This is a genomic window from Citrobacter sp. R-1.5.2, from assembly GCF_035064245.1.
In the GTDB taxonomy this organism is placed as follows: Bacteria; Pseudomonadota; Gammaproteobacteria; order Enterobacterales; family Enterobacteriaceae; genus Citrobacter.
In genome coordinates, this window is the sequence record NZ_JASEYC010000010.1 from 51,277 (window position 1) to 76,782 (window position 25,506).

The window sequence follows — 25,506 nt, forward strand, 5'->3', positions numbered from 1 at the left end:
GGCTGGCCACTAAGTGGCTGGTAGCAGTAAAAATTCTGAATATACCTGGAGGTTTTCATGGCTGTCGCTGCCAACAAACGTTCGGTAATGACGCTGTTTTCTGGTCCTACTGACATCTATAGCCATCAGGTCCGCATCGTGCTGGCTGAAAAAGGTGTTAGTTTCGAGATTGAGCACGTGGAAAAGGACAATCCACCGCAGGATCTGATCGACCTCAACCCGAATCAGAGCGTCCCGACACTGGTGGATCGTGAGCTGACCCTGTGGGAATCTCGCATCATTATGGAATACCTGGATGAGCGTTTCCCGCATCCTCCGCTGATGCCGGTTTACCCGGTTGCGCGTGGTGAGAGCCGCCTGTACATGCAGCGTATTGAAAAAGACTGGTACACGCTGATGAATGTCATCGTGAATGGTTCCGCATCTGAAGCCGATGTTGCACGTAAGCGTCTGCGTGAAGAGCTGCTGGCAATTGCCCCTGTCTTTGGTCAAAAACCCTATTTCCTGAGCGATGAGTTCAGCCTGGTAGATTGCTACCTGGCACCGCTGCTGTGGCGTTTACCGCAGTTGGGTATTGAATTCAACGGCGCAGGTTCGAAAGAACTGAAAGGGTATATGACTCGCGTCTTTGAACGTGACTCTTTCCTGGCTTCTCTGACTGAGCCTGAACGTGAAATGCGTCTGGGCCGGGGTTAACCTGTATGGATTTGCCACAGCTAACGCCACGCCGTCCGTATCTGCTGCGCGCATTCTATGAGTGGTTGCTGGACAACCAGCTCACGCCGCACCTGGTGGTGGATGTGACGCTCCAGGACGTGCAGGTTCCGATGGAATATGCACGTGATGGGCAAATTGTTTTGAATATTGCACCGCGTGCAGTTGGGAACCTGGAACTGGCTAACGATGAAGTGCGTTTCAACGCGCGCTTTGGTGGTGTGCCGCGTCAGGTTTCTGTGCCGCTGGCTGCGGTTCTGGCTATTTATGCGCGCGAAAATGGCGCGGGTACGATGTTCGAACCGGAAGCCGCTTACGACGAAGATGTCGCCAGCTTGAACGATGACGATAACGACGCGTCGGGTTTTGAGAATGAAACGGTCATGTCCGTTATTGATGGCGATAAGCCAGACAATGCCGACGACAACGACCCGGATGACACGCCACCGCCTCCTCGCGGTGGGCGTCCGGCGCTACGCGTAGTGAAATAATCAAACAGGCCCTTGCGGGCCTGTTTTGCATTCTGCGTCAGATATCAATAAAACAGCGCGATAGTGGCAATCATATTGACCACAAATCCTATCGCCATTGGGATGGCTGTCCGTTTTACGACCTCAAAAGGCGACACGCCAGCAATACCGGATGTCACGACAATCACTGCAGTAATCGGTGAAACCGCACGAGCCAGCGTGGTGGCGAAGTGCATCGGCATAATCATTACGACCGCAGGAATATGCAGCCCCGCAGCAATGTCCGGGATCAGACTGGCGAATGACATAAACGGTGCATTCCCGGATCCCATTACAATTGCGCAGGCGGCGATGACCACGGCCATAATGATCATCACACCGATACCGCCAAGCCCGGAGTGTTCCGCACCTTTAATCACCGCATCGACGGTGCCAATAGTGGTTAAGCCCTTGGCAAAGATCTCACCGGCCACCACCAGTGTGACGACGTTGGCAAACTGCGTTCCCATGCCGTCAAAAAACGCCTGCACATCATCCATAGTCTCACGCAGATTGTGTTTATGAAGAAACTCCACAAACATGGTCAGCGTCAAGCTCATTAACATCACCACAACCAGATTCAACTCTGTCTGCATTAATCCCATATGCGCCAGCAACAGCGAGCCCAACATCAGGAGCAGCGGCATCACTGGTAAAATGGCGTAATAGAGTGGCGGCACATTTTCCAGTGTTTTTTGTTCATTGAAGCCTGTGCTGTCTGGTTGTGTTTTTTGATCAAACCGGCGTTGAACGAAAAAGTGTGCGATGGCGACGGCGATGATGACGCAGGACGCGACAGGAAGTTGGTAGTGGAAGAAATAAGTGGCTATCTTCATCCCCGCAACCTGTGCGGCAAAAATTGAATTGGTTTCCAGAATGCCCCATTCAATCGACATCGAGGTGGCAATGACCGCTACCGCGGATAAACGGCTCACGCCCAGGCTGACCAGCGTTGGGAAGAGTGTAACCATCAGCAGCATGCCCAATCCGGAAGCACTGGTGATGAATTGTGCCATGATTTGACCAATGACATACGTCGCGGCAAGTACAATATAGGGTGAGCGGATGTGCTTGAGTGGGCGGCTCAACAGGCTGACCATTGCCCGGCTGGCACCCATCCTATCCATATAGCGGGCATAACCGCCTACTGCCATGATGGACAGCCCAAGACCTGCCGCCCGGTTGGAAAGCATGCGCAGAATTTCATTATAAATATCGACCAGCAGATAACCGCTGCTTTTGTCGCTGGCGACCAGTGCGCCGTACCCCAACCAGACGCCGCAGATCATCAGGAAGATCCCGGCTGCAGCCAGTACTACCTGTGGTTTGTAGTTTTTGAGGATCAGGTAACCCATCGTTAATAAAACGATGACAGAGATAATAATGCCGAACATTTTTTCACTCCATGCCAGAGAAGAAGATAAATCCGGTAATAACGCTGTTTTAAATGCGGATGTTATATTTTTTCTGGTATGTGTTTTGGAGTGGATATCGTGTTTTTATAATCGAGGATTGGTTGTTTTTCGTTTTAAAATAGTAGGTTATGATTAATTTTAAAGATCATGTTCGCAGATTTCATAAAGTTAGTTTTAGCCCTTGGTAATAAAAAATATCTGCTCAATCATTCATGTTGAAATATATGTATTTTATATATCATCTGTATGAGCATATCCATTACGCAGCCGCCCGCTGGCGCGTAAAAAACTGTCGAAAATGGTTGAGGGAGAACTTGAACAGATGTGTTGCAGATTAGCAGTCTGACAGAAAATATTTCGCCATACGTTTTTGCCGCAGGCTGTGAGTCTGCGGCCATGTCCGAAAAGAAAATCTAGCGCTTAAACGTTACCGCTTCTGGCTGCGCCAGGTGGAGTGTTGTCTGGCTTGGCACCGTCTCGGCAATAACCCGCCCATGACGGATGGAATAACGTGCAGGTGTCTGGCGACGAACCGCATCAAACCCATTTTCAGCAGGTAAAATCACCAGGTTAGCGGAGTTCCCAATACTCAAACCGTAGTCCTGTAAGTGCAGGGTTTTCGCGCTGTGGGTGGTGATGAGATTTAGCCCATCGTTGATTTGTCCGTACCCCATCAACTGACACACGTGTAATCCCATATGCAGAACTTGCAGCATATTCGCGGTTCCCAACGGGTACCACGGGTCAAAAACGTCATCATGCCCAAAGCAAACATTGATGTCCGCTTCCAGCATCTCTTTGACGCGGGTGATGCCACGGCGCTTAGGATAGGTGTCAAATCGTCCCTGCAGGTGAATATTCACCAGCGGATTCGCAACGAAGTTAATACCTGACATTTTCAACAGACGGAAAAGGCGGGAAGCATATGCGCCGTTATAGGAATGCATCGCCGTGGTGTGGCTGGCTGTCACGCGCGCTCCCATGCCATCACGATGCGCCAGCGCCGCGACGGTTTCAACAAAGCGCGATTGCTCATCATCAATCTCGTCACAGTGCACATCGATAAGTCGGTCATACTTCTGCGCCAGGGCGAAAGTTTTGTGCAGCGACTCAACGCCATATTCACGCGTGAATTCAAAGTGAGGGATTGCGCCAATGACGTCGGCACCCAATCGCACAGCCTCTTCTAATAGCGCTTCGCCGTTGGGATAAGAAAGAATACCTTCCTGTGGGAACGCTACAATCTGCAGCTCCACCCACGGTGCCACTTCTTGCTTTACTTCAAGCATGGCTTTCAGTGCCGTGAGCGTAGGATCGGAAACGTCTACGTGAGTTCGGACATACTGGATACCGTTGGCCATCTGCCACTTGAGGGTCTGCATGGCGCGGGTTTTCACGTCTTCGTGGGTGAGCATTGCCTTGCGTTCGGCCCAGCGCTCAATACCTTCAAACAACGTACCCGATTGGTTCCAGCTGGGCTCCCCCGCAGTTTGCGTTGTGTCCAGGTGGATGTGTGGTTCAACGAAAGGGGGAATGGCCAACCCGCCTTCGGCATCAAGCACCTCGCCCTGTGGCGCAGATGCTGTTTCCTGGGGATCAATACGGCTAAAACGCCCGTTTTCAATCGTGATTTGCCACAATCCTTCACGCCCCTGCAGACGGGTTTGAGTTAGGGTGATGGTGTTATTCTGCATGACTGACCTCCGGGGATTTTGCAAGGCTACGATTGAAAAGGGGATTCAGCAGGATATAGCTGAATACGCCGCCAAGTACGGCGTTGACCGGCACAATACCAGGGATGTAGTGTCCGGCGGCGATTCCCAGCGCGACGGACAGAATAGCTATCCAGTTGACGGGAATAAACTGTGCTGTGTTGAAGTTGGTGTACCGGCGGTGGTTTAACAGATAATCGGCAATAATCACTCCGCCAATAGGAGGGATCGCCGCCGACAGAAATGTCAGCCAGCCGACAAAGTTATTGTAAAGCCATAATGCGCACAGTGTTCCAATAATGCCGTTGGCCACGGACAACGTGCGGCTGGAAAGGCCGGTAATGTTAGCAAAGCCCAGACCGGAGGCGTACAGCGCGTTGTCATTGGTTGTCCAGATGTTCAGGCCGAGTACGACAATTGCGGGTAGCAGCAGCCCTTGCGCGATCATCACATCTGAGATATCTGCCTGTCCTACCGCGGCGGCTCCGGCTGCGCCGAAGATAAACATCAACGAGTTGCCAAGGAAAAAAGCCACCATGGCAATCAACACTGCGCCTTTGGCATTTCGCCCGAAGCGGACGAAGTCGGCGGTTAAGGTGCCTGCGCTGACAAACGATCCGACGACCAACGCCAGTGCCGTGGAAAAATCCAGCGGTGTCTGCGGCACAATGGCTTTTAAATGATCCAATCCCCCCACATCGCTCACTGCCAGCCAGACAGAGTAACTGCCAAGAATGACGATAGCGGGAACGGCGATGATGGACAAAATGGTAAGTGCCGAGATACCAAAGAAGATGGTCATGGTCATCAGCAGACCGGAAACTGCAATCAGGATATTGACGTCAATACCCGTCGCTTTACCCACCGGGATGGCGAACATTGCCACGCCGACGCCAAACCAGCCTACCTGTGTGCCACCTAATAGCATTGAGGGAAGCCATGAACCTTTTATGCCAAATGAGTAACGTGCGAGGAGGTGGGTAGAGAGACCTGTTTTTGCGCCAATATAACCGAGAAATGCAGTGTAAATACCGAGGAGGAGATTACCGAAGAGAACTGCCAGGAAAAAATCATTATAGGAAAGACCGGTACCGAGTGTGCCTCCGGTCCACATACTGGCTGAAAAGAATGTTAACCCCAACATCACAAACGTCAGTGGTATCACGCCTTTCCGCGCTGCCAGAGGGACAGGGTCCTGGCTATAATTGTTGTCCTGCGACACAACGCCTCCTTGAATTTTGCCCAAAAAATCCGCCGCATCATATACACTTCTCAATGTAAAGCAAACGTTTTCGTCTGATTTTTTGTTGATTATTATTCATGGTGTTTATGTATTTCGAGTGTTAAGGCTATCTGCACTGTTTACAAAATGTGTTGTCAGGCTGGCTTAATCGGCAGGTTTGGCGGTATTGCGGCAGGAATTTGGCATCTCATCCACCAGGGCAGATGAGATGCCTGAAGAGGCTGACTTACACTTCCAGGTAATTCATAATTCCGTCAGCCGCTTTACGACCTTCGGCAATGGCTGTGACAACCAGATCCGAACCGCGCACGATGTCGCCACCGGCAAAGATTTTCGGGTTGCTGGTCTGGAAGGCGTTGTCGCTGCGTTCCGGAGCAATAATACGCCCCTGCGAATCCAACTCGACGCTATGTTTTGCCAGCCATCCCATGCTGTGTGGGCGGAAACCAAACGCCAGTACGACGGCATCAGCCGGCACTATATGCTCGGAACCGGCGACGATCTCCGCGCGACGGCGACCTTTCGCATCCGGCTCGCCCATCTCAGTGCGCGCCATTTTCACGCCACACACTTTGCCGTTAGCATTCACCTCAACACCTAAAGGCTGGACGTTGAACTGGAATTCGACGCCTTCTTCACGCGCATTTTTAACTTCGCGTTTCGAACCCGGCATATTCTCTTCATCGCGGCGATAGGCGCAGATAACGTGTGACGCACCCTGACGAACGGAGGTTCGCACGCAGTCCATCGCGGTGTCACCACCACCCAGTACGACAACGCGTTTACCTTCCATGCTGATGTATGGCTCGTCGCTGCTTTCGCCAAAGCCCATCAACTGTTTGGTATTGGCGATCAGGAACGGCAGGGCATCAAAGACGCCATCAGCATCTTCGTTTTCCAGCCCACCACGCATTGACTGATAGGTGCCGACGCCCAGGAACACGGCGTCATAATCCTTCAGTAACGCTTCGAGCTGCACGTCACGGCCCACTTCGACGTTGAGTTTGAACTCGATGCCCATGCCGGTGAAAATTTCACGACGGCGGGTCATCACCTCTTTTTCCAGTTTGAAAGCCGGGATGCCGAAGGTCAGCAGACCCCCAATTTCCGGGTGGCGATCAAACACAACGGCCTTCACGCCGTTACGGGTTAGCACATCCGCACAGGCCAGACCTGCCGGACCCGCACCAATAATGGCGACACGCTTGTCCGTCTGACGAACGCCGGTCATATCCGGACGCCAACCCATTTCGAAGGCTTTATCGTTGATATAGCGCTCGATATTGCCGATGGTCACTGCGCCGAATTCGTCATTCAGCGTACATGAACCTTCGCACAGCCTGTCCTGCGGACAGACACGGCCGCAAACTTCCGGCAGCGTGTTGGTCTGGTGAGACAGCTCTGCGGCTTCAAAGATACGCCCTTCGTTAGCCAGCTTCAGCCAGTTCGGGATGTAGTTATGTACCGGGCATTTCCACTCGCAGTACGGGTTACCGCAGGACAGGCAGCGGTCTGCCTGTGCCTTAGCCTGACCTTCTGAAAATGGCTCGTAAATTTCGATAAACTCGATCTTACGGATCTTCAGCGGTTTCTTTGGCGGATCAACGCGCTGCAGGTCGATAAATTGGTATACGTTCTGACTCATTGCTGCTACCCCTTACTGCGCCTGCACACGCAGCTCAGCTGCGCTACGACTACGGTGACCCAACAGTGCTTTCACATCACTGGACTTTGGTTTTACCAGCGCGAATTTCGCTGAGAACGCTGGCCAGTTCGCCAGGATCTCTTCGCCGTGCGAAGAGCCGGTATGCTGTACGTGTTCGGTAATTAAACCGCGCAGATGCTCTTCGTGGATAGCCAAAGAGTCCACGTTCAATACTTCAACCAGTTCCGGGTTCACGCGTTTGCGGAATTCGCCGTCTTCGTCCAGCACGTAGGCAAAGCCGCCTGTCATACCTGCACCGAAGTTAACGCCAGTTTTCCCAAGAATACAGACGATGCCGCCGGTCATATATTCACAGCCGTTATCACCAATGCCTTCTACCACGGTAATCGCACCCGAGTTACGCACAGCAAAGCGCTCACCCGCGCGACCTGCGGCGAACAGACGACCACCGGTGGCACCATACAGGCAGGTGTTACCGATGATGCTCGCTTTATGACTCGGAAAGGCAGAACCCACCGGAGGGCGCACCGCCAGCAAACCGCCCGCCATGCCTTTGCCGACATAGTCGTTGGCATCGCCGGTCAGATACAGTTCTACGCCACCCGCATTCCATACGCCGAAGCTCTGGCCTGCGGTACCGCTGAAGTGCGCTTTGATCGGGTCAGACGCCAGGCCCTGATCGCCGTGTGTCTGGGCAATATAACCTGATAACGACGCGCCAACTGAACGGTCGGTGTTGCGAATATCAAACCAGAAGGTTTTGCTCTGGCGCTCATCGACAAACGGTTTTGCCTGTTGCAGCAACTGCGCGTTCAGCACACCGTTATCAAACGGTGGGTTGTTCTCGGTGCAGAACAGCGCTTTTCCGGGATGTGGCTCGGCGGTTTCCAGCAAGCGAGACAGTTCCAGCTTCTGCTGTTTGGCGGTAAATCCTTCCAGTTCTTTCAGCAGGTCGGTGCGGCCAATCAGATCCACCAGACGTTTCACGCCCAGTTGTGCCATCAGCTCGCGAACTTCACGGGCAATAAATTCAAAGTAGTTGGTCACTTTGAACGGCAGGCCGTGATAGTGATTCTTACGCAGTTTGTCGTCCTGCGTTGCCACACCGGTTGCGCAGTTGTTCAGGTGGCAAATACGCAGGTATTTACAGCCCAGCGCGACCATTGGGCCGGTGCCGAAGCCAAAACTTTCTGCGCCGAGGATGGCCGCTTTGATGATGTCGACACCGGTTTTCAGACCGCCATCGACCTGCAGACGAATCTTGTGACGCAGGCCATTAGCGACCAGTGCCTGTTGAGTTTCCACCAGGCCCAGCTCCCACGGACAACCCGCGTATTTCACCGATGACAGCGGGCTTGCGCCGGTGCCGCCATCGTAGCCCGCGATGGTGATCAGATCCGCATAGGCTTTCGCCACGCCAGTGGCAATAGTGCCGACGCCGGGTTCGGAAACCAGCTTCACGGAAATCATTGCTTTCGGATTGACCTGTTTCAGGTCGAAAATCAGCTGCGCTAAGTCCTCGATAGAGTAAATATCGTGGTGCGGCGGCGGGGAGATCAGCGTCACGCCAGGTACGGAATAGCGAAGCTTCGCTATGTATGGCGTCACTTTGTCACCTGGCAACTGACCCCCTTCACCCGGCTTCGCGCCCTGAGCGACTTTAATCTGGATAACATCGGCGTTGACCAGGTATGCCGGGGTCACACCGAAGCGACCGGATGCGACCTGCTTAATGCGTGACACTTTATTCGTGCCATAACGCGCCGGATCTTCACCGCCTTCACCGGAGTTCGAGTTGCCGCCGATGCTGTTCATGGCTTCGGCCAGCGCTTCGTGTGCTTCCGGGCTTAATGCGCCGATAGACATGGCCGCGGTATCAAAGCGTTTAAACAGCTCGGTTGCGGGTTCTACCTCGTCAATGCTTACGGCTTCATCACCAGGTGCGATCGCCAGCAGATCGCGCAGCGTGGCTGCCGGGCGCTCATTCACCAGCTTGGCATATTCCTGATAGTCGCTATATTCGCCACTTTGTACCGCCTGTTGCAGCGTGCGTACCACGTCCGGGTTGTAGGCGTGGTATTCGCCGCCGTGAACGTACTTCAGCAGCCCGCCCTGGCTAATGGGTTTGCGTGCCAGCCAGGCGTGTTTGGAGAGGTTTAGCAGATCCTGCTGGAAGTCAGTAAAACCTGCGCCGCTGATGCGGCTAACCACGCCCTGGAAACACAGCGCAACGACATCGTCGTGGAGGCCAACGGCTTCGAACAGCTTGGAGCAACGGTAAGAGGCGATGGTCGAAATGCCCATTTTGGACATGATTTTGTACAGACCTTTGTTGATGCCGTTACGGTAGTTCTGCATCACGGTCCGGTAATCTTTGGCGATCGCCTGGGTATCGATCAGACGTCCCAACGTTTCATAGGCGAGATACGGATAAATAGCCGTCGCGCCAAAGCCCAGCAGCACAGCAAAATGGTGGGGATCGCGGGCGCTTGCGGTTTCGACGATGATGTTGGCATCGCAACGCAGGTTTTGTTCTACCAGACGGGTTTGTACCGCCCCGACAGCCATGGGGGCAGGAACCGGTAAGCGGTTTTTCGCGATATTACGGTCAGAGAGCACCAACAGTACCGTTCCGTTACGTACCATCTGTTCGGCTTTATCGCACAGGGTTTTGACTGTTTCTTCCAGCGTGGTTTCCGTCACGTCGAAGGTGATATCCAGCCGGTCGGCGCGATAGTGCTCCTCTTTCATGGTGGTGAGCTGGGTGAAATCGGAGTACAGCAGAATCGGCGATTTGAAGCTCAGGCGGTGTGCCTGGCCTTCTGCTTCGCAAAAGACGTTCATCTCACGACCGATACTGGTCGCCAGCGACATCACGTGCGCTTCACGCAGCGGATCGATAGGCGGGTTTGTGACCTGCGCGAACTGCTGACGGAAGTAGTCATAAATAATGCGTGGTTGGCTGGAGAGCACGGCAAACGGGGTGTCATCACCCATTGACCCAACGGCTTCCTGGCCGTTCTCTCCCAGGACCCGAATGACGGAGTCCAGCTCTTCGGCGCTGTAGTTAAACTGCTTCTGGTAGCTGGCGAGGGTATCATCGTCCAGTTCGCGGCGGCCGACCTGATCGTCTGGCAGATCTTCAAACGGCACCAGTCGGCGGACGTTCTTCTCCATCCACTCTTTATACGGGTGGCGGCTTTTCAGATCGTCATCAGTTTCGGCTGAATGCAGAATGCGTCCGCTGCGGGTATCGATAACCATCAGTTCGCCCGGGCCGACGCGACCTTTCTCGACCACTTCATCCGGCTGATAATCCCAGATCCCAACCTCAGAAGCGCAGGTGATGAGTTTGTCTTTGGTGATGACATAGCGCGCCGGGCGCAGGCCGTTACGGTCAAGGTTACAGGCGGCGAAGCGACCGTCTGACATAACAATACCTGCCGGACCGTCCCATGGTTCCATGTGCATGGAGTTAAAATCAAAGAACGCGCGCAGTTCCGGGTCCATATCCGGGTTGTTCTGCCAGGCTGGCGGTACCAGCAGGCGCATGGCACGGATGATGTCCATCCCGCCTGCCAGCAGCAGTTCCAGCATGTTATCCATAGAACTTGAATCAGAACCGGTTTCGTTAACGAACGGCGCGGCGTCGTGCAGGTCAGGGATCAGCGGCGTCTGGAATTTATAGGTACGTGCGCGTGCCCACTGGCGGTTGCCGGTGATGGTGTTGATTTCACCGTTGTGTGCCAGGTAGCGGAACGGTTGTGCCAGCGGCCAGCGCGGCACGGTGTTGGTGGAGAAGCGTTGGTGGAACAGGCAGATGGCCGACTCCAGGCGCAGGTCCGCGAGGTCCAGGTAAAAGCGCGGCAAATCTGCCGGCATACACAGACCTTTATAGATATTAACCAGATTAGACAAGCTACAGACGTAGAAGTCTTTATCGTTCTGGAGGCGTTTTTCGATACGACGGCGTGCGATGAACAGGCGGCGTTCCATATCGCGTGGACGCCAGCCCGCAGGGGCATTGACAAAAATTTGCTCAATACGAGGCAGGGAGGAAAGGGCGATTTCACCGAGAACTCCTTCGTTGGTTGGCACGTCGCGCCAGCCTACGATCGACAGAGTCTCCTGCTGTAATTCTTCTTCAACAATGCGACGAGATGCCGCCGCCAGTTCAGGGTCTTTATTTAAAAAGATCATGCCAACGGCGTAGTTTTTAGCTAAACGCCAGCCGCGCTCTTGCGCAACAATGCGGAAAAAGCGGTCAGGTTTTTGTAACAGCAAGCCGCAACCATCGCCGGTTTTGCCATCGGCAAGAATTGCGCCACGGTGCTGCATACGGGCCAGCGCGTGTATGGCGGTACGCACTACCTTGTGGCTAGGTTCGCCTTCTATGTGGGCGATCAGGCCGAAACCACAGTTATCCTTCTCAAGGGATTTATCGTACAACATATCAGTGAACCTCCCCAGGCTCTGCGGGACACCTCTCCGATACCGTTTGCGCGCGGGCACACCAAGAGCATGGCGACGGGGTTTGCGTTTCATACGCTCACCTCGCATTCGCCCTCTTTATCCTTTTCGCATAGGTCAAACAAGTTTGAGGACTTGCTTCAGAGGGAATCTCAATTACTGCATAAATATGATGAGCAGGCTGCTCATCCAGAAAGCTTCCAGCGGATTTCCAAGTTATCGGGAATCCACACACAGGTCAAATGGCAATCTTATTTATGCAAAAATGTGCTATAGGGCGATTAACTTTATGAAAGCATTGAAAATAAAGGTGTTTTTACATTGATTTAACCTGAGTGAGATCGCTGGTGAAGTGTGATCTGTCTCACTGTCAGAAAGGCCGGTTATCTCCCGTCCTCCCTTTGTTTATCTCAATGTTTGGTATTTTATGCTGGTTTGTAGACTTTCGGCGTCTTAAAGATACTGTTTTTATATGAGAGCCATCAGAAGATAAAAAAAATAGCGAGATATAAGGAAAAATAATGACTTTTTGATTGAATGAAATTTCGATTATTTTGAATTATTATTCAATGAATAAAGGCTCGCCAGGGCGATTGATCCAGGTCATCGCCGACTGGGGCTAAAAATGGCAGGCTTTGGCCTCTTTTCAAGGCGCGGTCTATCAGATTATGCAGTTACAGAAATTAGTCAATATGTTTGGTGGGGATCTTTCTCGCCGTTATGGGCAAAAGGTTCATAAACTCACGCTGCACGGCGGGTTTAGCTGCCCAAATCGCGATGGCACCATTGGACGTGGCGGATGTACCTTCTGTAATGTCGCCTCCTTTGCTGACGAAGCGCAGCAGCATCATTCTATCGCTGAACAGCTTGAGCATCAGGCGCAGTTAGTGAATCGCGCGAAGCGTTATCTGGCCTATTTTCAGGCTTATACCAGTACCTTTGCGGAAGTACAGGTGCTGCGTTCGATGTACCAACAGGCGGTTAGTCAGGCCAGCATCGTCGGGCTGTGTGTTGGCACGCGCCCTGACTGTGTGCCGGATGCTGTGCTCGATCTGCTATGCGAGTACAAGGATCAGGGCTACGAAGTGTGGCTGGAACTGGGTTTGCAAACGGCCCATGACAAGACGCTGCATCGCATTAATCGTGGGCATGATTTTGCCTGCTATCAGCGTACCACCCAACTGGCACGGGAGCGTGGGCTGAAAGTATGTTCACACCTTATTGTCGGTTTGCCGGGAGAAGGGCAAGCGGAATGCCTGCAAACGATGGAACGTGTGGTCGAGACAGGCGTCGACGGTATTAAGCTGCATCCGCTGCATATCGTGAAGGGCAGTACGATGGCGAAAGCCTGGGAGGCCGGACGGTTGCACGGCATCGAACTGGATGCGTACACGGTCACAGCAGGTGAGATGATTCGCCATACGCCACCCGAGGTTATTTATCACCGCATTTCCGCCAGCGCGCGCCGCCCAACGCTGTTGGCACCGCTATGGTGTGAAAACCGCTGGACCGGGATGGTCGAACTGGATAAGTACCTTAACGAGCACGGCGTGCAAGGCTCGGCGCTGGGTACGCCGTGGATTCAGCCGGGGAACTAACCTTCTGTAGGTCGTAGGCCGGATTAGCGAAGCGACATCCGGCAATCTGCGCCTGCTTGCCTGATGGTGCCTGGCTTATCAGGCCTATGATGAACCACTCCCCAGTCATTTCACCGATAACCCCCGCATTTCTTGCACAATCTTAAACGTCACGCTGAGAATTGAGTATTATTGTGCCAAGTTGTCGTGAAGGAACCCTCTATGAAGCAAATTCGTATGCTGGCGCAATACTATGTCGACCTAATGATGAAGTTAGGTCTGGTGCGCTTTTCGCTGCTGTTGGCGCTGGCTTTGGTTGTGTTGGCAATTGTGGTGCAGATGGCTGTCACTATGGTGCTGCATGGCCAGGTAGAAAGCATTGATGTCATCCGTTCTATCTTTTTTGGCCTGTTAATTACCCCGTGGGCCGTCTACTTCTTGTCGGTGGTGGTTGAACAACTGGAGGAGTCCCGGCAACGCCTTTCACGACTGGTACAGAAGCTGGAAGAGATGCGCGAGCGCGATCTCAAGCTCAACGTGCAGTTGAAGGATAATATCGCCCAACTCAATCAGGAGATTGTCGAACGTGAAAAGGCGGAAGCGGAGCGGCAGGAGACGTTTGAACAACTGAAGGTCGAAATCAAAGAGCGTGAAGAAGCGCAGATCCAGCTTGAGCAGCAATCTTCATTTTTACGTTCTTTCCTTGATGCTTCACCGGATCTGGTTTTTTATCGCAATGAAGATAAAGAGTTTTCCGGCTGTAACCGTGCTATGGAGCTGCTGACCGGTAAGAGCGAAAAGCAACTGGTGAATCTAAAACCGGCTGATGTGTATTCGCCAGAAGCGGCGGAAAAAGTTATTGAAACCGACGAGAAGGTATTCCGCCATAACGTTTCACTGACCTATGAGCAATGGCTCGACTATCCGGACGGGCGCAAAGCCTGCTTTGAGATCCGTAAAGTGCCTTACTACGACCGCGTCGGGAAACGACATGGTCTGATGGGCTTTGGTCGTGATATTACCGAGCGTAAGCGCTATCAGGACGCCCTTGAGCGCGCCAGCCGTGACAAGACCACCTTTATCTCTACGATCAGCCATGAACTGCGTACGCCGCTTAACGGTATCGTCGGTTTAAGTCGGATCCTGTTGGATACAGATTTAACCGCGGAACAGGAAAAATACCTCAAAACTATCCACGTCTCTGCCGTGACGCTGGGGAACATTTTCAACGATATTATCGATATGGATAAGATGGAGCGGCGCAAAGTCCAGCTCGATAACCAGCCAATCGATTTCACCAGCTTTATGGCGGATCTGGAAAACCTCTCTGGCTTGCAGGCGCAACAAAAAGGATTGCGCTTTGTTCTTGAGCCGACGCTACCGCTGCCACATAAGGTCATCACAGACGGAACGCGTCTGCGTCAAATTCTGTGGAATCTGATCAGCAATGCCGTGAAATTTACCCAGCAAGGGCAGGTGACCGTACGGGCTCGCTATGACGAGGGAGACATACTGCATTTTGAAGTGGAGGATTCCGGGATCGGTATTCCACAGGATGAGCAGGATAAAATCTTCGCCATGTACTATCAGGTGAAGGACAGCCATGGTGGTAAACCGGCAACGGGAACCGGGATTGGACTGGCCGTATCGAAGCGTCTGGCGAAAAACATGGGCGGTGATATTACGGTTTCCAGCCAGGCAGGAAAAGGCTCCATCTTTACGCTAACCGTGCATGCTCCTGCCGTGGCGGAAGAGATTGAAGATGCTTTTGAAGACGATGAAATGCCGTTACCCGCCCTGAATGTGCTGCTGGTGGAAGACATTGAACTGAACGTCATCGTAGCGCGTTCGGTTCTGGAAAAACTGGGCAATAGCGTGGATGTCGCGATGACCGGGCAAGCCGCGCTGGATATGTTCAAACCGGGTGAATATGACCTGGTGCTGCTGGATATTCAGCTACCGGATATGACAGGGCTCGATATCTCCCGCGAGCTGACCCAAAAATATGCGCGCGAGGATCTCCCACCGCTGGTAGCTCTCACCGCCAACGTACTGAAAGATAAAAAAGAATATCTGGATGCAGGAATGGACGACGTGCTGAGTAAGCCGCTGTCAGTTCCGGCGTTAACCGCCATGATCAAAAAATACTGGGATACCCGAAACGAAGAGGAGAGCACTGTGACGTCTGAAGAAAGCAGTAAATCGCAAGCGCTGTTAGATATTCCCATGTTGGAACAATACCTCGAACTGGTCGGGCCGAAGTTGATCACCGACGGTCTGGCGGTGTTTGAGAAAATGATGCCGGGATATTTGAGCGTGCTGGAGTCTAATCTGACTGCCCGTGATAAAAAAGGCGTGGTTGAGGAAGGCCATAAAATTAAAGGTGCAGCTGGATCTGTCGGTCTGCGCCACCTGCAACAGTTGGGGCAGCAAATTCAATCACCTGACCTTCCTGCCTGGGAAGATAACGTGGCTGAATGGATTGAAGAGATGAAGCAGGAGTGGCAGCACGACGTGGCGGTATTAAGAGCCTGGGTTGCGAGCGTGGAAAAAAAATGACCCCGGCTTGACCGGGGTGCGCGAATACTGCGCCAACACCAGGGAAATCGTGGCTGCGCCGTAAATTATTATCATTGTTTACAAGGGCGCAGCCCTAATTTTCAGGCCGCACGCAGTTAAGATAGCAAATCTTAAATAATTTGTTACATGAATCAGTTAAATGTGTGAAGCGTGGCATTCTAATCAGAATTATTAATATGCTTCAGTCAGTTGCGAAAGGAGTATCACGATGAAAAAAGTTGGCGTAGTGCTCAGCGGATGTGGCGTGTATGACGGTACAGAAATCCACGAAGCCGTACTCACGCTGCTGGCTATTGCCCGCAATGGCGCTCAGGCTATCTGCTTTGCGCCAGATAAACAGCAGGCGGATGTGATTAATCATCTGACGGGCGAGCCGATGCCGGAAACGCGCAATGTCCTGATTGAAGCTGCGCGTATTACGCGTGGTGATATTCGCCCCCTGGCCCAGGCGGTTGCAACGGAGCTGGATGCGCTAATTGTGCCGGGCGGGTTTGGCGCAGCAAAAAATCTGAGCAATTTTGCCAGCCAGGGCAGTGAATGCCGGGTTGATAGCGACTTAGCCGCGCTGGCGAAGGCGCTGCATCAGGCCGGAAAACCCCTGGGATTCATGTGTATTGCTCCTGCTATGTTACCCAAGATTTTTGACTTCCCGCTGCGTCTGACCATTGGCACTGACATCGATACAGCGGAAGTGCTGGAAGAGATGGGTGCTGAACATGTGCCTTGCCCGGTCGATGACATTGTGGTTGATGAAGATAATAAAGTTGTCACCACGCCTGCTTACATGCTGGCGCAGGATATCGCCCAGGCGGCGAGTGGGATCGACAAACTGGTCTCACGTGTTTTGGTACTGGCTGAATGAGAAAAGGGGCTACCGCCTTTCTGCGACGTCTATTTCTGCGGGCAGTTATTGTCCTCGCCGTGTTCTGGGGCGGGGGTATAGCGCTCTTCAGCGTGATGCCCGTTCCTTTCTCGGCGGTCATGATTGAGCGGCAGCTTGGTGCCTGGATACAGGGTGATTTCGGCTATGTGGCGCATTCTGACTGGGCCAGTATGGATGAGATATCACCATGGATGGGGCTGGCGGTCATTGCCGCTGAGGACCAGAAATTTCCCGACCACTGGGGATTTGATGTCTCTGCGATAGAGAAAGCGTTGGCGCATAACGAACGTAATGAAAACCGTATTCGGGGTGCCTCGACGTTATCGCAACAAACGGCAAAAAACCTCTTTTTGTGGGATGGGCGTAGCTGGGTGCGCAAAGGGCTCGAGGCCGGGTTAACGCTGGGGATAGAAACAGTCTGGAGTAAGAAACGCATCCTGACGGTTTATTTGAATATTGCGGAGTTTGGCGATGGAGTATTCGGTGTAGAGGCTGCATCACAGCGCTATTTCCATAAACCCGCCAGCCGTCTTAGCCCGTCTGAAGCGGCATTGCTGGCGGCGGTTCTACCCAATCCGTTACGTTTTAAGGCGAGTGCGCCTTCCGGCTATGTGCGCAGTCGTCAGGCGTGGATCATGCGCCAAATGCGCCAGCTGGGCGGTGAGTCGTTTATGCGTGAAAATAAGCTGTATTAGCGGGGTTATCGCCGGATGCGGCGTAAACGCCTTATCCGGCCTACTGGAGTAGGTCATTGCCGTGTAGGCCTGATAAGCGTAGCGCATCAGGCACTTCACTAATCCTCGTCAAATCCCGAGTTAAACAGGGCAATTACCGCGGCCAGGGCCTCAACTTCCTGCGGACCCGTGGCTTCAACTTCTATCTGGCGTCCTTTGGCGGAATCCAGCATCAGCAGAGCGATAACGCTGTTTGCTTCGGCTTCCGTCCCTTCATCATTACGCAGCAGAACTTCTGCTTCAAAACCCTGCATTAGCTCAAACAGTTTCATTGCCGGCCGGGCATGCATGCCCAGCTTATTCGTGATTTCAACAGTTTGCTTCACGGTCATGATTTGCGTTTTTCCAACGTACGATGGCGTGACTGCACGTTTTTACCGCGTGAGCGGAAGTAGTCTGCCAGTTGCTCTGCAATATACACCGAACGGTGTTTCCCGCCGGTACAGCCGATGGCTACAGTGAGGTAGCTGCGGTTGTTGGTCTCCAGCATGGGTAACCATAGCTCAAGATAGCTGCGAGTCTGGTAGATAAAATTGTGTACTTCTGTGTGTCTGTCGAGGAAGGCCGCGACGGGCCTGTCCAGACCGGTCATCGGGCGTAGCTTTGGATCCCAGTGCGGGTTAGGCAGGAAGCGGACATCAAAGACGTAATCCGCATCAATAGGGATTCCGTGTTTAAAGCCAAAGGACTCAAATACCATCGTTAATTCACGTTCACGTTTGCCCAGCAGTCGGGTACGTAACATTTCCGCCAGCTCGTGCACAGACATTTCAGAGGTGTCTACGATCAGGTCAGCGCGCGAACGCAACGGCTCCAGTAAATCGCTTTCTTTATCGATAGCGCTTTCCAGGGACAAGTTCTTGCTGGACAGCGGGTGTAAACGGCGCGTATCGCTGTAGCGGCGAATCAGCGTGTTACGGTCGGCATCAAGGAACAGCAGTTGCGGTGAGAAGCCTTCAGGCAGGTTACTCATGGCCTGCTCAAAAATCTCCGGGGACTCGGGCATGTTGCGCACGTCAATGCTGACAGCCGCAGATATCTGGCGATCGGCGAGGGTTCGAGCCAGTTCGGGCAACAACACGACGGGAAGGTTATCCACGCAGTAAAAACCCATATCTTCCAGCGCGCGCAGGGCGACAGACTTACCTGACCCTGAACGACCGCTGACGATCATCAGTACCATGTACTGTTTCTCCTCACAACGACAGAAAAGGATGCCATTGGGTTGTTATGCTTCATCCTGTCCACCTTCGGTGTCAGTGATGATTTGATACAACTCCTGGTCACTCTGCGCGGCGCGCAGGCGACGACAGATGGTTTTATCTGCCAGACGTTTTGCGACCAGTGACAACGTATGCAAATGCGTCTTGGTTTGGTCCGCCGGGACCAGCAGGGCGAAAAGCAGATCGACTGGCTGATTATCAATGGCATCGAACGCGATTGGCGTTTCAAGTTGAACAAATACACCAACCGCACGCAGGGTGTCTTCTTCCAGCTTTCCATGCGGAATGGCAATACCATTGCCAATACCGGTACTGCCCATTTTTTCACGCGTCAGAATGGCTTCAAATACCACCTGAGGAGGCAAGCTAAGTTGTTTTGCCGCCAGTTCACTGATGATTTCCAGTGCGCGTTTCTTGCTTTGGCAGTGAACGGCCGCGCGCGTACATTCCTGGTTAAGAACATTGCTCAGTTGTAGAGTCGTATCGTTATTTGTCATAATTTCACCTAAGCGCTAACTGTACAAATGGCCCGTTGTGCTGCACAACAGGCCGTCCTGCACCCGCTAACTGCCCGGACAAGTTAGTGCTGTTTCAGTTTATCTTTATGTTTTGTTAACTGCCGAGCCAGTTTATCAATTAAACCGTCAATGGCGGCGTACATATCCTGACCTTCCGCGCTGGCATGAATTTCGCCACCGTTCACATGCAGTGTTGCATCTGAGATGTGTGTGACCTTCTCCACTTTCAACACAATATAGACCTGATTAATCCGGTCGAAATATTGTTCAAGCTTGGCGAACTTTGTGGTGACAAAGTCGCGCAGGGCCTCAGTGATTTCGACGTTATTTCCAGTGATGTTGAGCTGCATAGTGTCTTCCTTATCGGTTGGGTCAAACCAGCTGTTTGCGCTGGTTAGACGGCGGAATGGATAAAGACTCTCGGTACTTCGCAACGGTGCGGCGCGCCACCATGATACCTTGTTCTGACAGCATAGAGGTTAACTTGCTGTCACTCAGCGGTTTCGCTGGGTTCTCGGCCGCAATTAATTTCTTCACCAGTGCGCGGATAGCTGTAGAAGAGGCTTCGCCTCCGCCTTCAGTGTTAACGTGACTGGAGAAGAAATACTTCAATTCAAAAATGCCGCGCGGACTGTGCAGATACTTTTGCGTGGTCACTCGGGAAATGGTCGATTCATGCATCTCGACGGCCTGGGCGATATCGGCCAGCACCATCGGTTTCATATACTCTTCGCCTTGTTCAAAGAAGGCTTGCTGTTGCTCAACGATACAGCGGCTAACGCGCAATAGCGTGTCATTGCGGCTTTCCAGACTTTTAATCAGCCATTTCGCATCCTGAAGGTTGCTACGAATGAACTGGCTGTCAGCATCATTGCGCGCGTTATTGCACAGGGCGGCGTAGTGTTGGTTGATCTGTAAACGCGGAATGCTGTCACTGTTGAGTTCGACTACCCAGCGATCGTTATGCTTACGCACCAGCACATCCGGGATGACGTACTCTGGTTCACCGGTCTGGATAGATTGTCCAGGTCTTGGGTCAAGCGACTGGATAAGATTGACGGCTTCTTTCAGCACATCTTCTTTCAGTCGGGTTACGCGCATCAGGGTGCGGAAGTCGTGGTTGGCGAGCAGATCAAGGTGATCGCTGATGATCAGACGTGCTTCTTCCAACCATGGAGTGGCTTTGTCAAACTGCGAAAGCTGGATCAGTAAGCAATCGCGGAGATCTTTTGCTGCCACACCCACGGGATCAAAACGCTGAACGCGTTTAAGCACGGCTTCGACTTCATCGATACCGACGTCGTCATCGCCCATGCTGTCGAGTATGTCGTCCAGCGTGACGGTGAGATAGCCCGTTTCGTCGACTGCATCCACAATTGACGTGGCAATAGCACGATCGGTATCTGAGAATGGCGTCAGTTCCACCTGCCACATCAGGTAATCTTGCAGCGATTGCGTGGTTTCACCCTGATACACAGGCAGTTCGTCGTCGATGTAATCCCCGCTGGTGCCAGACGGCGTACCTGCGGTGTAAATCTCATCCCAACTGGCATCCAGCGGTAGCTCTTCCGGCATCTCTTTTTGTTCGAGTGCGTCAGCCGTATCGAGGGATTCGCTATCCTGCTTTTCCTGGGTATCAATTTCGTCGTGAAGATCGGTTTGCTCGAGCAGTGGGTTACTTTCCAGCGCTTGCTGAAGTTCTTGCTGAAGTTCCAGCGTGGACAACTGCAACAGACGGATAGCCTGTTGTAGCTGAGGCGTCATCGCCAGTTGTTGGCTAAGCCTGAGTTGCAAACCTTGCTTCATGTTCAGAGTTGTTGTCTCCTGCGGTGACGTGAAGTCTACTACCCTATCAGAGTCTGAAGTCTTCCCCAAGGTATACGCGTTTAACGTGCTCGTCCTGCAGGATTTCTGTCGGCGTACCGTGTGCGATCAGGTGTCCCTGGCTCACAATGTAGGCGCGCTCACAAACAGCCAGCGTTTCGCGCACGTTATGGTCGGTAATCAGCACGCCAAGCCCGCTGTCGCGCAGGTGTTCAATAATACGTTTGATGTCAATGACGGAAATCGGGTCAACACCGGCAAAGGGTTCATCCAGCAGGATAAATTTGGGATTAGCGGCCAGTGCGCGGGCGATCTCCACACGGCGGCGTTCCCCACCGGAGAGTGCCTGTCCAAGGCTGTCACGCAGATGTTCGATATGGAATTCTTCCATCAGCTCATTGGCGCGATCTTCACGCTGCTCGCTGGAAAGATCGTCACGAATTTGCAGAACCGCCATCAGGTTATCAAATACACTCAGGCGACGAAAAATAGAGGCTTCCTGCGGTAAGTACCCGATACCGCGACGGGCACGCGCATGCAGAGGTAACAGACTGATATCTTCGTCATCAATGATAATGTTGCCAGCATCGCGCGGCACAATGCCGACTACCATGTAAAAGGTTGTTGTTTTGCCCGCACCGTTAGGACCGAGCAGACCGACGATCTCCCCGGAGTTGACGGTCAGGCTGACATCTTCCACCACACGACGGCCTTTGTAGGCTTTTGCAAGATTCTTTGCAGTTAATGTTGCCATAACGAATCAGTTACCTTTTTTCTCTGCCGGAGCCTTGGTCTTGTTTTTGTCCTGCAATTGCGACGGAACCAGAACGGTGGTGACGCGTTTGCCTTTCTCACTGAAGGCCTGCATTTTCTGTTCTTTTACCAGATAGGTGATCTTATCGCCCGTGATGTTGCTATCGAGCTGTTCCAGATAAGCCTTACCGGTAAGGACGACGAAATCTTTTGCCAGCTCATAGTGCATCTGTGAGGCGTGGCCTTTAACCGGTTTACCATTGTCCTGCATCTGGTAAAAGGTCGCCGGATTGCCATATCCATCAATCACTTCTTTACCGTCTTCACCGCCCGGACGCGTGACGACGACCTTATCGGCATTAATTTTGATCGTGCCCTGAGTCACGATGACATTGCCGGTAAACGTCACCACGTTGCCCTGCATATCCAGAGACTGCTGGTCCGATTCAATGTGAATCGGCTGCTCGGTATCGCCAGTGACGGCAAATGCCGGAATGCTGGCGGCCAGAAGTGAGCTGGCAAGCACAAGATTAAGGCTGAGTTTGTTTGTTTTGGATTTCATATGAGGTTCTAACCTTTTCAATCAGCTCGGCGTTCTTGCTGCGTAAGTTGCCGCGCATCTTCAGTCCGCTGGAGTTAAATGTTGTTCCATACAACGTGACCAGATCATCGGAAGTGACATCTTGCGTCACAAGGTTGATCTGCGCGTTATCGGTAGTAATTCTGCGTAGTTGAGAGTCAGGCACCAGCGCGTTAACCTCAACATGGCCATACAGGTACAGCATCCGATCGTTGGTCAACTTGGCCTTATCGGCCTTGATCGACCAGGTCGGTACTTTGTCCTTATCAAACGTGGTTAACACCGGTTGGGTGAACCACGAAACTGCTTGATCTGAATAATATTCAACGTGTTGCGCGATCAAATGATAGCTTAGCGCGCCCTCAGGGCTGTACACGACGGTGTCGGTATGCTCGCTCTTATAGGTTGGCTCGTTGTTATTAACGACAACCTGGGCGGTGTCGTCTTTGTCTGCCAGGTTAATACCAATCATCACAAGGACAGCCAGCGACAGTAGAATGATAACCCAACGTCTGGTTTTGCTCATATCGATTGCCCTTTGGCCTCATCCAGTTTGCCCTGCGCCAGGAGTAATAAGTCGCAGACTTCGCGCACTGCGCCGCGCCCCCCGTCGATACGGGTGACGTAATCGGCCCGCGGGATCAGCAACGGATGAGCATCCGCTACCGCGACGCTTAATCCCACTTTTGCCATCACCGGCCAGTCGATCAGGTCATCGCCGACATACGCCACATTCTCAGGCGCGATTGCCAGTTTGCTAAGCAGATCGCCAAAGGCAACCAGTTTGTCCGACTGCCCCTGATACAGATGTGTGATCCCTAATGTGGCACAGCGATCTTCTACAAGTTTAGCCTTTCGTCCGGTAATAATGGCAACCTCAATACCGGAAGTGAGCGCGCAGCGAATTCCGTAGCCATCGCGGACGTTAAACGCCTTCAGCTCTTCACCGTTGTTGCCCATATAAATCAGACCATCAGACAGCACGCCATCCACATCAAGGATCAGCAGACGGATGTTTTCTGCCCTGGTGATGACGTCAGTGCTGACGGGTCCATAACAGGTCGCAAGCGACGCACCTGCTTTACTCATTTTCTTTATCCTTGAGTTTCTTACACTACACCTGCACGCAGCAGATCATGCATATGTAACACACCCAGTAACTGGTCGCCATCAGCAACCATTACCGAGGTGATATGGCGGGACTGCATTAAGTTCAGGGCATCAACGGCAAGAATCCCTGGACGCACGCGAATGCCCCCAGGGGTCATCACATCGGCAATGCCTAACTGGCGTACATCAACGCCCATATCGAAGACACGACGTAAATCGCCATCCGTAAAGATGCCGTCAATCTTCATCGCGTCATCGCAAATGACGGTCATGCCGAGATTTTTCCGCGTGATCTCCAGTAAGGCATCACGCAGACTGGCGCTTTTAGTCACATGCGGGATTTCGTCTCCCGTATGCATAATATCGTTTACGCGCAACAAAAGCTTACGCCCCAGTGCGCCACCAGGATGAGATAACGCAAAATCTTCTGCGGTGAAGCCGCGTGCTTTGAGTAACGCAACGGCAAGCGCATCGCCCATGACCAGCGTTGCGGTCGTACTGCTGGTCGGTGCCAGACCTAATGGGCAGGCTTCTTTGGGCACTTTAACACACAGATGGACATCTGCTGCACGCGCCATACTGCTTTCCGGACGACCCGTCATGCAAATAAGGGGGACGTGCAGGCGTTTTAACACCGGAATTAACGCTGCAATCTCATTAGATTCACCTGAGTTAGAAATGGCAATCACGACGTCCTGCGGTGACACCATACCCAGATCGCCGTGTGCGGCTTCGCCAGGATGCACAAAAAATGAGGGCGTGCCGGTACTGGCAAACGTGGCGGCCATTTTGCGCCCGATATGCCCTGATTTTCCCATTCCCATCACCACGACTTTACCCGGGCAACTGAAAATCTTTTCACAGGCGAGGGTAAAGTTCTGGTTGATGTACTGATCAAGCTCCGCCAGGCCTTCACGTTCAATTGTCAGGACTTCCTTGCCTGCTTGCTGAAAGTCAAAACCCGGTTGCAACTCTAAGTGCGACATAATGCGTTTCCAGTTATCCAACGAGAAGTGGCGATAACCAATACAGCATCGCCAGCCATATGATAAAACCGCTGGTCAGAAGCGCACCCGCGCCACGACCAATCTGGCGCGGACGTCGCCAGCAGAGTAATGCAAAAATAACGCTCACCAGCAGCATGACGCTATAGTCACGGATGAAGGCCATCGGGTTGACCTCGCCCGGTGTAATCAGTGCAGGTAACCCAAGAACGATAACAATATTAAAAATGTTCGCGCCGATGATGTTACCGACGGCAATATCGTTTTCACCTTTACGTAAGCCTGCAATGGCGGTTGCCAGTTCTGGCAGGCTGGTACCAATGGCGACCACCGTCAGCCCGATGGTGAGTTCGCTCATGGCAAAGTAATTTGCCAGTACAGTGGCGTTATCAACCACCATACGCGTTGCCATTGGCATAATGATCAGCGCTATCCCCAACCATAAAAATGCGACAGGCAATCCGCCTTCGCGAGGCAGTTCCGCTACTTGCTCCCGGGTCAGGCTGTCATTGCCCTGACGTTCTGCCAGACGGGCGATTTTAACAATGAATAGCAGCCATAGCACGGCCAGAAGCAGAAGAAAGAGGCCATCACTGCGGCTTAATTGCCCGTCATACAGCACGGACGCGGCCAAAATGCTTACCAGCAACATTAACGGTAATTCACGACGCAGAACATCGGAATGCACGGTAAAAGGATGAATGAGTGCTGACAGGCCTAAAATAAGAAGAATATTGGTGATGTTGGAGCCGATGGCGGTACCGACGGCTAAATCGAGCTGCCCATTCATTGATGCTGCAACAGAGACAATAATCTCAGGTAGGGATGTGCCGATGCTGACGACCGTCATTCCAATAATGATGGGGGGGATACCGAAGGTGCGGCATAAAATGGATGCAGCAAATACCAGACGGTCGGCACCGTAGACCACCAGAAGTAAACCAATTATTAACAGTGCCGTCGCTAAAAGCATCTAAAGTCCTTTCTTCAG

General features: G+C 52.6%; 22 protein-coding genes and 1 pseudogene. 7 read left to right on the plus strand and 16 right to left on the minus strand.

All coding sequences use genetic code 11. The annotated features are described in order from the left end of the window. Window positions 1–57: 57 nt before the first annotated feature. Window positions 58–696, plus strand: coding sequence for a stringent starvation protein SspA (gene sspA / locus QMN38_RS17380; RefSeq protein WP_048213444.1), 639 nt, complete (start codon window positions 58–60; stop codon window positions 694–696). 5 nt (window positions 697–701) lie between these two features. Continuing rightward, a complete protein-coding gene (gene sspB / locus QMN38_RS17385) occupies window positions 702–1,205 on the plus strand; it encodes a ClpXP protease specificity-enhancing factor (RefSeq protein WP_271441663.1) in 504 nt (167 codons plus the stop codon). Between the two features lie 44 nt (window positions 1,206–1,249). Here sspB and dcuC read toward each other — a convergent pair whose 3' ends face one another. Next, complete coding sequence (gene dcuC / locus QMN38_RS17390; protein ID WP_271456285.1) at window positions 1,250–2,617, minus strand: anaerobic C4-dicarboxylate transporter DcuC; 1,368 nt, start codon at window positions 2,615–2,617, stop codon at window positions 1,250–1,252. A gap of 280 nt (window positions 2,618–2,897) precedes the next feature. On the opposite strand from dcuC, the pseudogene QMN38_RS17395 reads away from it, so the two are divergent. Beyond that, window positions 2,898–2,972: pseudogene (locus QMN38_RS17395) on the plus strand (hypothetical protein); the annotation flags it as partial. 79 nt (window positions 2,973–3,051) lie between these two features. Here the strand turns inward: QMN38_RS17395 and QMN38_RS17400 are convergent. From QMN38_RS17400 to gltB, 4 genes are all read right to left on the minus strand, one after another. Next, window positions 3,052–4,332 carry a cytosine deaminase gene (locus QMN38_RS17400; RefSeq protein WP_271440752.1) on the minus strand — a complete coding sequence of 427 codons (1,281 nt, stop codon included), beginning with the start codon at window positions 4,330–4,332 and terminating at the stop codon, window positions 3,052–3,054. Continuing rightward, window positions 4,322–5,572 (minus strand): cytosine permease, encoded by a 1,251-nt coding sequence (codB, locus tag QMN38_RS17405; RefSeq protein ID WP_323605451.1) that lies wholly within the window; start codon window positions 5,570–5,572, stop codon window positions 4,322–4,324. The genes QMN38_RS17400 and codB overlap by 11 nt, the downstream gene beginning before the upstream one ends. 247 nt (window positions 5,573–5,819) lie before the next feature. After that, the gene (locus QMN38_RS17410) at window positions 5,820–7,238 is read right to left on the minus strand and encodes a glutamate synthase small subunit (protein WP_323605453.1); all 1,419 of its coding nucleotides are present in this window, start codon (window positions 7,236–7,238) and stop codon (window positions 5,820–5,822) included. Between the two features lie 12 nt (window positions 7,239–7,250). Continuing rightward, window positions 7,251–11,711, minus strand: coding sequence for a glutamate synthase large subunit (gltB, locus tag QMN38_RS17415; protein ID WP_323605521.1), 4,461 nt, complete (start codon window positions 11,709–11,711; stop codon window positions 7,251–7,253). A gap of 686 nt (window positions 11,712–12,397) precedes the next feature. Between gltB and mnmL the strand changes: the two genes are divergently transcribed. The 4 genes from mnmL to mtgA all read left to right on the plus strand — a co-directional run bounded on the left by mnmL (window position 12,398) and on the right by mtgA (window position 17,464). After that, window positions 12,398–13,327 (plus strand): tRNA modification radical SAM protein MnmL/YtqA, encoded by a 930-nt coding sequence (mnmL, locus tag QMN38_RS17420; protein WP_271454116.1) that lies wholly within the window; start codon window positions 12,398–12,400, stop codon window positions 13,325–13,327. A gap of 201 nt (window positions 13,328–13,528) precedes the next feature. Beyond that, window positions 13,529–15,865, plus strand: a complete 2,337-nt coding sequence (gene arcB, locus QMN38_RS17425) for an aerobic respiration two-component sensor histidine kinase ArcB (protein WP_137382439.1) — start codon at window positions 13,529–13,531, stop codon at window positions 15,863–15,865. 229 nt (window positions 15,866–16,094) lie between these two features. Further along, entirely contained in the window at window positions 16,095–16,748 is a 654-nt protein-coding gene (elbB, locus tag QMN38_RS17430) for an isoprenoid biosynthesis glyoxalase ElbB (RefSeq protein WP_271449020.1), read from the plus strand. Next, window positions 16,745–17,464, plus strand: a complete 720-nt coding sequence (gene mtgA, locus QMN38_RS17435) for a monofunctional biosynthetic peptidoglycan transglycosylase (protein WP_323605456.1) — start codon at window positions 16,745–16,747, stop codon at window positions 17,462–17,464. The genes elbB and mtgA overlap by 4 nt, the downstream gene beginning before the upstream one ends. 98 nt (window positions 17,465–17,562) lie before the next feature. On the opposite strand, the gene npr is transcribed toward mtgA, so the two are convergent. The 11 genes from npr to QMN38_RS17490 form a co-directional block, all read right to left on the minus strand. Beyond that, window positions 17,563–17,835: a PTS phosphocarrier protein NPr gene (gene npr / locus QMN38_RS17440; protein WP_003828770.1), complete on the minus strand. Its 273-nt coding sequence runs from the start codon at window positions 17,833–17,835 to the stop codon at window positions 17,563–17,565. Further along, on the minus strand, window positions 17,832–18,686 hold the full coding sequence (rapZ, locus tag QMN38_RS17445) for an RNase adapter RapZ (RefSeq protein ID WP_048213428.1): 855 nt from the start codon (window positions 18,684–18,686) through the stop codon (window positions 17,832–17,834). The genes npr and rapZ overlap by 4 nt, the downstream gene beginning before the upstream one ends. Window positions 18,687–18,731: 45 nt before the next feature. Beyond that, complete coding sequence (gene ptsN / locus QMN38_RS17450; RefSeq protein WP_048213427.1) at window positions 18,732–19,223, minus strand: PTS IIA-like nitrogen regulatory protein PtsN; 492 nt, start codon at window positions 19,221–19,223, stop codon at window positions 18,732–18,734. An 83-nt stretch (window positions 19,224–19,306) separates the two neighbouring features. After that, complete coding sequence (gene hpf / locus QMN38_RS17455) at window positions 19,307–19,594, minus strand: ribosome hibernation promoting factor (RefSeq protein WP_005121327.1); 288 nt, start codon at window positions 19,592–19,594, stop codon at window positions 19,307–19,309. A gap of 22 nt (window positions 19,595–19,616) precedes the next feature. Then, a complete protein-coding gene (rpoN, locus tag QMN38_RS17460) occupies window positions 19,617–21,050 on the minus strand; it encodes an RNA polymerase factor sigma-54 (RefSeq protein ID WP_271440747.1) in 1,434 nt (477 codons plus the stop codon). A 46-nt stretch (window positions 21,051–21,096) separates the two neighbouring features. Further along, on the minus strand, window positions 21,097–21,822 hold the full coding sequence (gene lptB / locus QMN38_RS17465) for an LPS export ABC transporter ATP-binding protein (RefSeq protein WP_048213425.1): 726 nt from the start codon (window positions 21,820–21,822) through the stop codon (window positions 21,097–21,099). Window positions 21,823–21,828: 6 nt separating this feature from the next. Then, window positions 21,829–22,383, minus strand: coding sequence for a lipopolysaccharide ABC transporter substrate-binding protein LptA (gene lptA, locus QMN38_RS17470; RefSeq protein ID WP_040234136.1), 555 nt, complete (start codon window positions 22,381–22,383; stop codon window positions 21,829–21,831). Continuing rightward, the gene (lptC, locus tag QMN38_RS17475; protein ID WP_048213423.1) at window positions 22,352–22,927 is read right to left on the minus strand and encodes an LPS export ABC transporter periplasmic protein LptC; all 576 of its coding nucleotides are present in this window, start codon (window positions 22,925–22,927) and stop codon (window positions 22,352–22,354) included. The genes lptA and lptC overlap by 32 nt, the downstream gene beginning before the upstream one ends. Next, a complete protein-coding gene (gene kdsC / locus QMN38_RS17480; protein WP_005121322.1) occupies window positions 22,924–23,490 on the minus strand; it encodes a 3-deoxy-manno-octulosonate-8-phosphatase KdsC in 567 nt (188 codons plus the stop codon). Before kdsC ends, lptC begins: the two co-directional genes overlap by 4 nt. Window positions 23,491–23,510: 20 nt before the next feature. Continuing rightward, window positions 23,511–24,497, minus strand: coding sequence for an arabinose-5-phosphate isomerase KdsD (gene kdsD, locus QMN38_RS17485; RefSeq protein ID WP_048213422.1), 987 nt, complete (start codon window positions 24,495–24,497; stop codon window positions 23,511–23,513). Window positions 24,498–24,510: 13 nt separating this feature from the next. After that, a complete protein-coding gene (locus tag QMN38_RS17490) occupies window positions 24,511–25,488 on the minus strand; it encodes a calcium/sodium antiporter (protein WP_271440746.1) in 978 nt (325 codons plus the stop codon). Window positions 25,489–25,506: the final 18 nt, after the last annotated feature.